Raw genomic sequence first — 13,356 nt, 5'->3', positions numbered from 1 at the left:
AATTTCCGAGTTTACCGACCAATATTTAATAAATAGACGGTAATAAAAATATAAATTAATGTAATAGATGACATGAATAATATTAATTTTCTACGCCATTTACGATTGGAGTGCTTATTTTTTGGATTATTATCGCAGCCGTTCATTAATTGATGATTTTCTAAAGAGAGATAACCACGTAAAGTATCAGGAAGATTATTTAATTCTTGCTGGATAATATTGTGTAATTCTAAATTATCATGTTTGCCATAACGGCCATAAAATCCAGCAAGCAGACAAAAAACATAGACCAATCGAACCGGATAATTATCCGGTACTAACGCGGCAAGGCGATCAAAAAACGTATTTCCACCCAGTTCGGCATCATAAAGTTCAGCCTGCAACGATGATTGGCGCCAAATACTCAGTTCTTTTTGGCCTGCACACAAAATGGCTTCGTCTGCCCAAACGACCACGGCGAAATTTGCCTCTTCGATATCTTGTGCCCCATAACCCTGCAAACGCGCCCTATTCTGCGCTTGTGTCAACTCAGCTAACACGGTTTGCCGCACTATTTCCGCTTGATTCACCTGCTGCTGGATCATGCGCAATACGCAAGTGAATACTGGAATATAACAATCCAATAACTGCATCATGATGCTCTCACTATAACGATTTCTGTTTGTAAATCGTCTGGCGCATCTGCCCAGTGCACTGCCACACGTTTGCTCTCTTCTACTTGCCGCCACAATGCACCGCGGTTTTCTACCCGGAAATAGCAGGTATTTGCTCGGTTAGGTAAACCATGTGGCGCAATTTCCTGGTAGTACAGACGTACACCGGGCAAAGCGCGGTTAATAATATTGTCGATCTGTTCTGCCGCCGCCAGTTTAATTAAGCGATCATCAGGAATTTCACGCTCGCGATGGGTAAAGCTGTCAGAACGCAGCACCAAATAGAGCCGTTGCTGTTCATTGTTCCCTGTTGTATTGAAGGTTGCATGATAATAACCACGGCTTTCCTGTTGCAGAGGGATCACGGTGTTGGGTTCCAGCACCAGTGCATTAAGCAAATCGGCAATTGTCCGTTCACAACTATCAAGAGTTAGCACCAGATCCCGATGCTGATATTTCTCCAGTACCTCTTCTTGCCCATTCCACTCGCCTAAAAAGGAGCAACGATCGGTAAAACAGGAAAGCTCGCTGATGAGTTGACGCAATAGCCCAAAAATCTGTAAGGGATGAACATCTCGCGCTTCCTGAAAATGGTGCAACTGTACGACATAACGCGCCAGAGTCCGTAGTGTCAGCAATAATGTGCTTTTTTCTTGGGTATAAATTTCCCCTTCCAGTGTTTGCGGGCGTTTCAACTCTTCCAATTGATGGACGCGCCCGGTTAACTCCTGACACAGTTGATCAATGCGCTGGCCCAGTTGTGGCACAGCATAGAGCGTCAAACATGGCGGTAGATAGCGGTTATCCAGTGCAATACCGTCACTGGTGCAATGCAGTTGACCCACCGGTAATAATGCATAATCCGTTGCCTGATCAATCTCATCGTGTAAGAAAAAACGCAAATTATAGGTCAGTTGTTGCACTTCTGCTTCCGGTCCCTCGCCAAAAGCATCCCGCATACGCTGTTCTTGCGGCCATGTTACCCAACGGCTGGTGATATTACCGACACCGTTGGCATCCGTGATACCGGTGACGTTACTCTGATTGTGGCTGAACATACGCAGGCCAACATAGATGCGCTGCGGTTTATCACGTACCGGCCAGCAATCCCGCAATGATCGGGCACTGAGTACGCCATTGACATCACAATCCACGTAACAACCATCGGGAAAAATAAACGCGGCGTGATGAACACTCAGTATTTCATCACTTAACGCGGCCAGATTGAATGCGAGTTTCACCACACCAAAAGCATAAGGCTGTGTCAGTAACTGATAACGTCCTTGCCAGTATTCATTTTGCAATTCATGGGCTTGAAAGTGCTGTGGTTGTAAATATAATCCTGAATACCAATATATCGGTTTATGTTCAAACATGGGTTACTTCCTTAACACACTTTCGTCACTGCCGGATTCTGCCGTTTGTCCGGGAAAAACTATTTGTCCAGGAAAAACCACCTCATCGCCAGTGTTACCTGCGGAGAAATCACTGCGGGTAATGGCGTAACGTCCTAGCGTCAGATTAATGCGCATGGGAACAAATTCAGCGCTCCAGGCGCTATTCCACCAACCGTGTTGCTCAAGGCGCAGCGGCAGTGATAATACTCGCGTATGAGTACTATCTGGCGCCGGGTAGTAACCGGCAATTAATGCGATATAACGCGCCTGTTCCGCTCTATCGATGTGTAAAGATACCGATTGCCCCGGCATCATCACGTAATTATCCAACTGTAATATTTGCTCTGTTGCACCGGTGCCGGCAAATAAATTGCGTAATAACACCGGATTAGCCAGTAATTTATCTAATTGTTCACGTTTCTCCGCTTGAGCAATTAATATTGTGCAACTATTTGACATATTATTAAAAACATTCAGTTGCGGAACCGCAGTTATTCTTAAACGAATGGCATTGCTGGCATAAACTGGTTTGGCTTGTTCAATTGCCTGCAAGCGTTTTTCATCGTTGGAAATAGAGTGACTGCAACCACTTATTACAAGAATTACCGTCAATATTAAAAAACGGCGTTTAATGACGCTATAAAGATTCATGTTATTCATCTTATTCTCTATTTATTTCTGGTCCTTTTATCACGCGCATAATTTCCTGTAGCGCGGAGGTATTTTCTGACATCATTTCTTCCAGCCATTCGGCCATGCCCATATTTGCCCAACGCGCTGCACGTTCAATTAAATAGGGCACTGGACTGGTAGGTTCATTTTGACGAAAGTAATTGGCTATATTGATCAATTGTTTAATAGCGCTAGCGCGCATTTCATGGTGCGTCCGACCCTCTGTTAAAAAAGCCGTATTTATATCATTTGGTGCATTTTCTCCTGCCGTTATTTCTTCATTGCGATATTCCTGAATGAATTCCGGTGTCACCGTTTCACGAAACCGTTCAATTAAGGCCAGCAGATCTTGCAAGCGCTGCGTACTGGCACTCATGCTATTACCAGTATCCGGCAACAGACTCGCCATGATGTGTTGCAGTTCTGCCAACGCCTTACTGACCTGCTCAGCTTGCATCAGCAGTTGGTTAAATTGTTCGGTTGGCGTAGTGCGAATACTGCTGTCGCACTCAGCGATACCGAAATAGCCATCACTGATCAAGGCACTGCGTAATTCATTATTAACGGCAACGCGTTGTTCAAAATATTGCACCCGTTGCCAGACGCTCAGGCTTAATTTGCCATCATCGGTCAATGTCAGATTGTCCAATTGTTTCACCAATTGCTTATCCAACCAGTTCAACCGACCAAGACGGGCATCCGCACTGTTTATCTCTGTATCATCCAGCGGTGGATAAAGCACCGGCCAAAAAGTTTCCAGTAAACGGGCAAGTAATGTGATACCACCGTTAATCCCTGCCAGGCCATACAGTTCCCCTTGCGCTTGGGTTAACCAGCAAGCTATCTGCAAGTCTTTACTCTGTTTTTCCAGCACTTCTTGGCACAACGTTGAAACTCGCAGCCAATCAGCCTGACGGGTTTCATAACCCCATGCGTCGTCCTGGAGAAAATCGTCGTCGGTTTCGCGCGCTGCGTTTATCTGCTCGAAAATAGGTTCGTATTCGATATCGCACCCTGCGGGTTTGTCAGCAGTAATGGGCTGTAAAAAACGCGCGATATCTATTTTGGCTAAGTTCACAGTGGCCTCCATTTCAAGCAATAATCACTAATGGGTAACCAGTAGTAATTGTGCCGCCATGTGCACATAAATCGCCGAGTCTGGCCGCAGGCCGTCCGCCAATCAATACCGTTGGGCTGCCCATGACAACGGTATCCGGCGGCCCGACGCACACCAGCATTGAACCCATTGTCGCCGCCGGTAATCCACCAATCAGCACTGTCGGTACACCTGGCGGCATAATCGGTCCGCCTACATGTGGCACCGGCGGTACCGCAGGCGAGACCATTGGACAAATATGCATATCACCCACACGGGCGGCTGGCATTGGCATCATTGCTCTCCTGATAATGTGGCTTCATAGTACAGATAGTTTTTGCGTCCCTGATCTTGTGACGGTGACAATTGCCTCAGTTGACCATGTGCCAGTTGAAAAAATTGCTCAACGTACTGCATTTGTCGTTCCGGTTGTTCGCCATAAATATGCAATATCAGGCACAACGTATCGGCTAATGCCGCCAGTGATTGCCACGGTTGTGGATAGACCGCTTCCAAATCCGGGGTGGTCATGCTGCCTTCACTCCAAAAAACGGAAAGCGCCAGACATGAAATCGGGTTATCGAACCCGACTGTTTGCGCCTGTTCGAACAGTTCATGACGCAACGGATCACCGCCATCAACCCGCCAGCGTCGCACTTGTTGCAATAACGACCGTTGTCCTTGCATCAGATCGCGTTCGTAAACGCAGGAGATAAATGTCAGTACCAGTTCCAGAGCCTGAGTGTAAGGCAACATAAAAATGGTGTAGCACACTGCGTCTTGCCACAACATTTCCTTATTAAGCGCCGATAGATTCTGTTCATGTGCTGCGTGTTGTTGTAGTGCCAATTCCGCCTGTGGCGAAAGTGGGTAGTGTCGTAATTTAACCATGATTGCAAACTCTTATTATTCGTTGATCCTGCTATTAACCAATCTTGGTCAGAGTGCCTTTCACCATAGCAATGCCGGTCGCATCCACCTGAACAATGCCGCCTTTTAATTGTGCCATTGCACTGCCTTCTACTTTTACCGTGGTTGCGGCTAGTTCCGCCATGCCACCGCTCTTCAACGCCAGTTTTCCTGATCCTTCTACGGTAACAGATGGCGCTTTGATGGTGATCCCGGCCGGGGTAATCGATAATGTGCTGGCACCGACTTTCAGTTCAATGCCCTGATTTGCCGTAATTGTGCATTGTTGACCTACATTGATTTTGGCGTTACCTCTGGATACCTCCAGCTCATAACTGCCTGCACTGACGGTGGTGGTAAAATTGCCACGATCCAGCGTTTGTTTTTTGTCACCTTTTTTCACCTCAGTTAAGGCGTTGCCCTCGCTCAAAATTAACGTGTCATTGCCCTTTTTAATTTGGGTATCGCGCTTTTCTTGGATTTCCCATAACACGTTGCGATCGATCTGCGCCGAAAAATCATTTTTCACTTTCAGGCGCATATCTTTTTGTGAGTGAAGCAAAATGAATTCTTCACCTTTCTTATCTTCAAAACAGAACTGATGTCCTTGTTCCACTGTGCCTTTTGCACTACTGCGCGTCGTAATCCCGCTTTGGGTTTTCTGCCCCGGTAGCGCGAATGGGGGCATCTTCACCCCGTTATAAACCGTTCCGGTCACCAGCGGGCTATCCGGGTCGCCATCAATAAAACTCACCAACACTTCACTGCCCACACGTGGCACAAATTGCGCACCAAACTTTGCGCCATTCCAAAACTGACTGACACGTATCCAGCAAGAGCTGTCATCATTTTTTTTATGTTCTTTATCCCAGTGAAACTGGATTTTGATGCGTCCCTGTGCATCAGTATGGATCTCCTCTGACGTCGGCCCTACTACTAGCGCGGACAATACGCCGGAAATGTAGGGCCGCGTAACAGAAGGACGCGGGCGAAATGCTTTATTCGCCGGGAATAAGGTCACTTGAGACGAAAACAGTAATTCGCCTTCCTCCAGGTTGTTTTCCGCTTTTAATCGCTGGTGGCCCACGGCATAACGGCCATCGGCACTGGCGTGCCCTTTCAGGGTAAACTGATGCCCTACTTGCAAACCGGGATAACTGTTAACGGCACGTGCGTAATAAGACTGTGATTCCCATTGTTCCATGCACAGCGTTGCCTGTACTTCCAGTTGATTACGCTCCTCCTGACGTCGATCATCATAGATAGAAAGCTTGGGATTGGTAGAATAGCCGCTGTTCGCTTTAGCACTGGCACTGATTGCCGCGGCACTTTTAACGTTATAACCATTCATTTCCGCCGTACCTGGAATCAGTGTGCGATGAATATGCCAAGCGCGTAGCCCATAGCCCTGCTGATCACCCACGTTCGATTGATATGGCAATACCGCTAAAGGCGCGTTAATAAACGTAGAAGGATGATCTGCCAATACCAGCACATGACGCCCCTCTTCATGGCGAAAGAAATAGAAAATTCCTGCTTGTTCCAGTTGGCGTGTCACAAAGTCAAAATCTGATTCCTTGTATTGCATACAATATTCAAGCTTCGGATAACGGCTTTTTAGCGCCAGTTCAACGTCGTTAAACCCACGTTTACGGAAGATATCACATACCATATCCGGCACGCTGATGCGCTGATAGACGCGCAGATTATGGGTTAATGTCAGCATTTTCAGCCAGGGTTCAATACGTGCCTGATAACAAAACTGGCCGTCGCTGAAACCTTGTTGCTGCAATTCAGTCAATATGCCATGCACAATGCGGTGATTCGGTGCTTCACCGAGACGAAATGCCAAAGGCTTACCGATATGAGACTCCAGCTTATCCCAATCCGCGTTGGAATAGAGCTGAGCAGAAAATGAATAAGGCCGTGACAGGTGCTCTTCACCCTCTATTTTGCTCAGTGCCACAATGTCAGACAGGCTACCGATAACCTGTAAAAAACGATTCTTTTGCCCTAACAGCATTTTTTTATTACCTGTATTTTTGTTTAATCCGCGTAGGGACCTGTACATTCAGCCAGATAGATATGCTGAATATTGTTCTTGCCGGTATCACCCAAACAACCATCCCACCCCAATTGACGGCTGCCATTTAATATATTGTCTTGCCCACTATGCTGTACCAACAATTCCAGTGAAAAGGAGAGCAACGGCCCGGCAAATTGCCATACCCATTGTGTCAGTTTGCGATATTGTTCATTTCCCGGCATAAAGGCGGCTCGTTGCCGAGCGGCAAACGGCCCTAACTGAATATGAAATCCTGATTGAATATCCCAATAAGCGCGACCCAACATCGGGTTATCGCTTAGCAAACTGCGACCTAAATAGCAACAGTGCGCCTGTTCAACATATTGCCAGCGCCCTTTAAAGGGCTGGATGTTGACCGCCATACCAAATTCCCGCTGCAACAGGTGTTGCAAATTCACCATTGAACGGACCGGTGTTGCCAGCAATCCGACACAAGCGGGATGAGAGCGCTCTATTTTGTTATCCATCAATTGGCCGACAACTGCCGGAATGACTGCCGGTAAAGCCCGATGGGTTTGTAACTCTGCATGGTTTTGCAATTCGGCATTGATATATAACCGATATTTCTGCCATGCCTGAAAACGCAGGCTAAGTAGACGGTGAGTAAAAATATCAATAAATGCCTGAGCCGATTCGTCTCCATAGCGGTAACGCCTGTCAATCAGCCACTCGGTATAACGCAACGGTAATGCGCCAAGGGTTCCTAACAGACCAAAGTGATGTACCGCCATGCGATACTGCTCATCCCCCTCTTGCGGTGGTAATAGCGACTCGATTTCCCTTGTCGGCGCATCTAATGTCAGTGCAGAGCTGAATTGCACCACATCATCAGGGATGATTATCGCGTCTTCACGTTGGCGACAATGTTTAAGCAAACGACGTACATTTTGATAAAAACGGCCGCCAGCTAAACGCATCTTATTTTCTAAAGCCATGTCACTCTCCCACTGCGACGCGGCCAACGGTGAGTGCTGTTATTAAGCGTCTCTAACTGTGTTACGGTCTGCGTGAAGCTGTTAATCGGCGCATACATGGCAATAAAACGTTCTAGCAGGCTGCAAAACAGATAAAAATCAATAAACTCGCCTGCTTGCGCCTGAAATGTCAATGTCACCTCCAGCCCACGCGCCAGAGAATGGGGATCGGCGGGATTCAGGCGTGCGCTCACCGGCGCAATAGCAATCTGCTGTAGTTGTGCAATCAACCGCGATATGGCGGGATCGCCAAGCAAGTTGTAGAGTTCTAGCGCCTCTTTTAAGTGCTGAACACCCTGCGGACCACTCAGTAACATTTGGTTTAAATTGAGTTGCGATACCAATCGCCAGTTCAATGCACTATTGGGTTGTGGACGCACCGGCAATCGGGGACGGATCAATCCCAGAATTTTTACCCCCGGCAGTGCGCTTTCTGATTCGAAATCGCCATCAGGATGACCGTTACTCAACTGTCGCGGGATATCGCGGTTAGTACAGGTCAAACTCAGGCTCACCACATCGGTTTCGGGTTTCAGATGTTCACCACTGCTATCAGAAAAACCGATGAACATATTCATTCCCAGATCGTTATGTCTGAGTGAGGGACGTGACGTTGCCTGCCAAAATAATGGGAGCTGTTCGTCAGACTGTGTATGTTCAATACCAAATAACGACGGCACCGGTTTGGAACTTAATTGTTCCTGTTGACGGCTGACAATTTCGACCTGATCGATGGTATAGACTTCCATACCTTGTGGGCGACGAGCATCCGGTTGAACCAGATATTCATGCTCTGTTTCCAGTGGAATAATGGGTTCCGCCTGATGAGAAAACAGATTAATTATCGGCACGCAATTTAGCCGGAAGGTTTCGTTGCTGACTTTATCACTCATACGTTCAATGCGGCGCAATGCAACACAATCCTTAAGTTGGAAACGGTATTGCAGCTTGCCTGATGAACGGGTGATCAAACCGGCATCCGGTAACGGAATATCCAGAAATAAAAACTTTTCTGGGAAACTGAAATAATCACGAAATAAGTGATGAATCGGGTTTATTAATGAATCATCGGCACATAAGCTATCTTGCGGATCAAAACCCACTACCTGAACACCCCGGCTATTCAGGTTGAATGTACGCTCGCCTAACCGACATTCCAGTTGCTTAACTTGCGCTGACAACAATTCATACAAACTATGGGTCAGCACTGGTGCGCCATGTAAATACAACCGGATATGTTGCGCCTGAAAGCTGGCACCCGGCCACAAAGTGAAATTCAGCGTTAAGATAAAATCCCGATCATAAGGGTCTGGCGTCAGTTCCGCGTACGTTAAATCCAATGGCAACATCTCCAGCGGATATACCGTGCGGAAATGACAGGTCACATCGCCCACCGGCTGAGAAAACAATGGCGTATGCCGCGCCACCGTCATCATTCCGGTCACACCGGATGCTAATGGGTCCTGTTGAAACTGCACCAACGATACCGACGGTACTTGACGTAGAAACTGGGGCGCTAATACCTCTAACATGGCATTACTGAGTTCCGGCATATCTTCATCAATCCGCTGATGGATTTTTGCCGTCAGGAATGCAAAAGATTCCACCAGGCGTTCTACATGCGGATCTTCTGAAACACCTTCTGCGAACCCAAGACGTTTAGCAATTTTAGGAAAACGCTGAGAGAAAGCAGCGCCATATTGCCTTAAATAACCCAATTCCCGGTTATAATAAGTCAGTATTTTTTGTGGTAATAACATCATCTTGTTATTTATCCCATGAAATTGAATAGGTATATGCGGTACTGTTCCATGAGATAGAAAACACCACTTGTTCGTTGAAGAAAATTCCCTTCACCCAGAAGGTAATATTCTCCGGCGTATTTTTCTGTAATGTAATAACGACATCTTGCAAACGAGGCTCGAATCGGGAAATAGCTTGATAAATATTATTGCTCAGTGCATCAATACGCTCATCATCCGAAATATCCACATTAATGACATCAGAAACGCCATAATTTAAAACGGATTTCGATAACTCACCAAATAAAGGGAAAACTTCAGAAATAGGTCTTGATGAAAATAACATACTCAAATCGGCGATTAGGCTTTGTATAACTTCCTGACGTGACCAAACCAGTGTGACACCCCGATTTTCATCTTGTGGATAATCATCTTTCAGACGATGGAGAAATGAAGGCTGAATCATCATATATTTCCGGTAAAAACTGCCGGCCTTCAACCGGCAGTAAAGGGTAATTGTTACTGTTTTTTATTCTCGATAAGATCCCAACCTTCCGGCCCAACCTTATCTCCTTTCGTGCCATCTTCTTTGAGTGGCGTAAATGTCCATTTAATTTTGGAATAGGTGATAGAAATCTGTTCTTGTGGGAATTCACCACCACGTGAACACGTTTCATGAACATCGGAGATGACACACTCATCCATTTCCACTTCCGCGTAAGGGTGCATTTCGCCTTTGAAAATCGTACAGATTTCCAATTTCACTTTCTTAATCGCGGTACCTTGCACCACGGCAGACAGTAATTTAATCGAGCTGGAATCCATCACCTTCACACAATCAATGGTGCGGAAATCCGCTGCGCCAACGGTAATTTTACGTTTACCGCTGTCTGCAATACGTGCATGGTTGAATGCGCCAAAATTGACATGTTCCAGTTCAATCCACTCTTTATGTTTGCTGTCGGTACTCTCACCTTTAATACTATCAATTTGTAAAAAAATTGAAGAACTCATAATTAACTACTCCAGTTAGTTGTAATAAATAGGATAAATATTAATAAATAGAAAAATCAGGCAGCCGATGACGGTGGTAAATCAGCCACCAACCGTAAAGACATACTTAATCCTTCTAATTGGAAATGCGGCCTTAAATAAGCCACAGCCCGATATGTTCCCGGTGAGCCGGGGACTTCAACGACATCAACTCTTGCTTCCCGTAATGGGTGACTCGCTTTAATTTCTGCGCCGACGGTATCAGAGCCAACAATATATTGGTTGATCCAGTTTTGCAGATAAGATTGACATTCTCCGCGAGACATAAAACTACCCACTTTGTCACGTACAATCATTTTCAGATAATGGGCAAAACGAGAAGTTGTCATAATATATTGCAATTGGGTCGATAATTTCGCGTTAGCGTTCGCTAGGTCAGAATTATATTTTCTCGGCTTATTCGGTGACTGCACCGAGAAAAATGCGGCATAGTCAGTTCCTTTATAATAAACCAGAGGAATGAACCCTAATTCTGCTAACTCTTTTTCACGGCGATCAGAAATAGCCACCTCAGTCGGGCATTGCAGCACATTTTCCCCGGATACAGAGGTATAATGATACGCTGGCAATGCCTCAACCAATCCTCCACCTTCCACACCGCGGATCGCCGCACACCAACCATACTGTTCAAATGCAGCTACCATACGTCCTGCCAGTGCATAAGCGGCGTTAATCCACAGATAACTGTTGCTGTTTCCTTCCTTTACCTGCTCTTCGAAGCAGAATTGTTCGACCGGGATGGTTTTTGCCCCGTAAGGCAAACGGCCAATCACTCGCGGCAACGTCAGGCCGACATAGCGAGAATCATCAGATTCCCGGAAGCGTTTCCAGCGCAGATAGTCAGATGTTTCAAGCAGTTTGGATAAATCACGTGGACGTGGTAGTTCACCAAAATCATTCAACCCTAACATGCCCGCATTGACTGAACTGATAAACGGCGCATGGGCTGCTGCTGCCACATGAGAAATCTGTTCCAGTAAGTAAAGATCTTCCGGGCTGTTATCAAAGTCAAAATCACCGACAAACGCTGAATAAGGTTCACCACCGAAGGTACCGTATTCATATTCATACACATTTTTAAACAGCATTGACTGATCGAAATCCGATGCCGATTTAAAGTCTTTAATCAAATCGGTTTTCGTCGCGTTCAACATGCGGATCTGAGTATTATCCGTTTCGCTTTGGTCAAGTAATCCTTTAAGCCCTACCCAAGAAGATTCCAGACGCTGAAATTCCGGGTGATGTAAGACCAGACTCAGTTGAGCGGACATCAGCGCATCAATCGCTGCGATGCGTTCCTCAATGCTGTTTACCAAATCGCCAGAAATAACCAGTGAACCGGAGGTGACTTCGGCCAGAAATTGGTCGAGCTGGCTTTTTACCCGATCACGATCGGCTTCCCGACGAATGGCCTGCGTGTTATCAATAATCTGATCAAGAAAATCACCACTGGTTTCTGTCGTTTTCAATTCTTGTTGTTCAACAACGCTCTGTTCCATACTGTCCTCACTGTGCATTGTTATTTTCCGGGATATTGCTATTTTCCGGGGTGACGTCATCTGCTGTATTTTCTGTGGCGGCGGTTTCCGCTTCTTCATTTACCGGCGGTAATTTATCCACATGTTCAGCCAGAATTTCCGTCAGACGGTCTCGCAATTTTTCATTGCTCAATGCACGGCCTTTCAGATCACTGAGTTTGCTGCGTACCTCTAACAAATGATGAAGCGGTTCTATTTGTTTCGCTAAATTCTCAGGGTTAAAGTCAGCCATTGATTTAAATTGCAAATCGACATTAATAAATCCGCTCTGACCCGGCAGTGCGCTTTCAACCTGTAATTCCAATGAAGGTGATAAACCTTCCATCACTGCATTAAAATTATCTTTATCAACATGCATGAAACGACGTTCACGCATGGGAATAGATTGCTCAGCAAATTGCCCAATAACGCCAATAACCAAAGGCAATTCTTTTTTCTCGACCGCGCCACCTAATTCAACATCATAAGTAATCTGAACTCGGGGCGGTCTGACTTTATCAAGCTTACGTTGAGTATTCATGGCACCTTTTACCTTTTATATATGACAGGAAGTGCAAACTTACGTTAAACCGCACCAAACCTGATTAATGGTCTATTTCAGTAAGCATTATGAGATAGACAGTAAATAACCGAATAAGATGAGAAATAGATGAAGAGATCAATTAACGCTATTGATAGCAAGTTAATATGTTGTGACACATTTAATGATATTCAAAACCCACCGTATTTCGGCGGGGAATAAATTCTCATGGATATTAACTCAATGCAATAGTCTTAGAATGAAATATAATATCAGGAAATTTATATTATTTTATAAGTAATTGTATTTATGGTAAAAAATCGATAAAGCGCATTGTGGTCAAAATGCATTTTCATACTTGTCTTATTTTTTATATCGCCGTTTTTAATAATAAGAATCTGACGAGTCAGAAAAATTTAAATATAGGTGGAGTTAGAGTTTGATTTAATCTGTGGTTAATTTTAGAAGGGAGGTGAAATAATTTAAGAATTTTTATTAGATAAAAGCGCTGACTAAAAAACAGCGCTTTACAAAGCTGCTGATATGAAAGCATTCCGGGATATCCTATTCCGGACAGGTGGAGAAGCGCCAGGGCACGAGCATACTTTGACTGCTATTCATCCAAAGAAAACTCTTGCCCGATAATCATCGCACCAACCCGCTTTTTTAAGCTTGTTCCTTTGGCTCGGTGCCCCGCAATCGCATTGTTTGACCAG

At 45.5% G+C, this 13,356-nt stretch carries 13 protein-coding genes; all 13 read right to left on the bottom strand.

Annotated elements, in window-relative coordinates; translation table 11 throughout:
• Positions 1 to 11 precede the first annotated feature (11 nt).
• From AAC155_RS00065 to tssB, 13 genes are read right to left on the bottom strand one after another with little or no spacing between them, the layout of a single operon-like run.
• Positions 12 to 635, bottom strand: coding sequence for a DotU family type IV/VI secretion system protein (locus AAC155_RS00065; RefSeq protein WP_229015659.1), 624 nt, complete (start codon positions 633 to 635; stop codon positions 12 to 14).
• Positions 632 to 2,029 (bottom strand): type VI secretion system baseplate subunit TssK, encoded by a 1,398-nt coding sequence (gene tssK, locus AAC155_RS00060; RefSeq protein ID WP_113040541.1) that lies wholly within the window; start codon positions 2,027 to 2,029, stop codon positions 632 to 634. Before tssK ends, AAC155_RS00065 begins: the two co-directional genes overlap by 4 nt.
• Before the next feature lie 3 nt (positions 2,030 to 2,032).
• Positions 2,033 to 2,710 carry a type VI secretion lipoprotein TssJ gene (locus tag AAC155_RS00055; RefSeq protein ID WP_113040540.1) on the bottom strand — a complete coding sequence of 226 codons (678 nt, stop codon included), beginning with the start codon at positions 2,708 to 2,710 and terminating at the stop codon, positions 2,033 to 2,035.
• Between the two features lies 1 nt (position 2,711).
• Positions 2,712 to 3,800, bottom strand: a complete 1,089-nt coding sequence (gene tssA / locus AAC155_RS00050) for a type VI secretion system protein TssA (RefSeq protein ID WP_113040539.1) — start codon at positions 3,798 to 3,800, stop codon at positions 2,712 to 2,714.
• A gap of 13 nt (positions 3,801 to 3,813) precedes the next feature.
• Positions 3,814 to 4,113, bottom strand: a complete 300-nt coding sequence (locus tag AAC155_RS00045; protein ID WP_173362525.1) for a PAAR domain-containing protein — start codon at positions 4,111 to 4,113, stop codon at positions 3,814 to 3,816.
• Positions 4,113 to 4,709, bottom strand: a complete 597-nt coding sequence (locus tag AAC155_RS00040; protein ID WP_113040538.1) for a DUF6931 family protein — start codon at positions 4,707 to 4,709, stop codon at positions 4,113 to 4,115. The genes AAC155_RS00045 and AAC155_RS00040 overlap by 1 nt, the downstream gene beginning before the upstream one ends.
• 34 nt (positions 4,710 to 4,743) lie before the next feature.
• Positions 4,744 to 6,750 carry a type VI secretion system Vgr family protein gene (locus AAC155_RS00035; protein WP_113040537.1) on the bottom strand — a complete coding sequence of 669 codons (2,007 nt, stop codon included), beginning with the start codon at positions 6,748 to 6,750 and terminating at the stop codon, positions 4,744 to 4,746.
• Positions 6,751 to 6,773: 23 nt separating this feature from the next.
• A complete protein-coding gene (gene tssG / locus AAC155_RS00030; protein ID WP_113040536.1) occupies positions 6,774 to 7,748 on the bottom strand; it encodes a type VI secretion system baseplate subunit TssG in 975 nt (324 codons plus the stop codon).
• Positions 7,739 to 9,550 carry a type VI secretion system baseplate subunit TssF gene (tssF, locus tag AAC155_RS00025; protein ID WP_113040535.1) on the bottom strand — a complete coding sequence of 604 codons (1,812 nt, stop codon included), beginning with the start codon at positions 9,548 to 9,550 and terminating at the stop codon, positions 7,739 to 7,741. Before tssF ends, tssG begins: the two co-directional genes overlap by 10 nt.
• A 4-nt stretch (positions 9,551 to 9,554) precedes the next feature.
• The gene (gene tssE / locus AAC155_RS00020; RefSeq protein ID WP_113040534.1) at positions 9,555 to 9,998 is read right to left on the bottom strand and encodes a type VI secretion system baseplate subunit TssE; all 444 of its coding nucleotides are present in this window, start codon (positions 9,996 to 9,998) and stop codon (positions 9,555 to 9,557) included.
• A gap of 50 nt (positions 9,999 to 10,048) precedes the next feature.
• Positions 10,049 to 10,543, bottom strand: a complete 495-nt coding sequence (locus AAC155_RS00015) for an Hcp family type VI secretion system effector (RefSeq protein ID WP_113040533.1) — start codon at positions 10,541 to 10,543, stop codon at positions 10,049 to 10,051.
• Between the two features lie 56 nt (positions 10,544 to 10,599).
• Positions 10,600 to 12,081 carry a type VI secretion system contractile sheath large subunit gene (gene tssC / locus AAC155_RS00010; RefSeq protein WP_113040776.1) on the bottom strand — a complete coding sequence of 494 codons (1,482 nt, stop codon included), beginning with the start codon at positions 12,079 to 12,081 and terminating at the stop codon, positions 10,600 to 10,602.
• Positions 12,082 to 12,088: 7 nt separating this feature from the next.
• Positions 12,089 to 12,640 carry a type VI secretion system contractile sheath small subunit gene (gene tssB / locus AAC155_RS00005; RefSeq protein WP_113040532.1) on the bottom strand — a complete coding sequence of 184 codons (552 nt, stop codon included), beginning with the start codon at positions 12,638 to 12,640 and terminating at the stop codon, positions 12,089 to 12,091.
• Between the last annotated feature and the right edge of the window lie 716 nt (positions 12,641 to 13,356).

This window comes from Photorhabdus sp. HUG-39, assembly GCF_963878365.1.
GTDB classification, from domain to species: domain Bacteria; phylum Pseudomonadota; class Gammaproteobacteria; order Enterobacterales; family Enterobacteriaceae; genus Photorhabdus; species Photorhabdus kayaii.
Note: the sequence above shows the minus strand (reverse complement) of the source record. Positions and strands in the feature narration are given on the sequence as shown.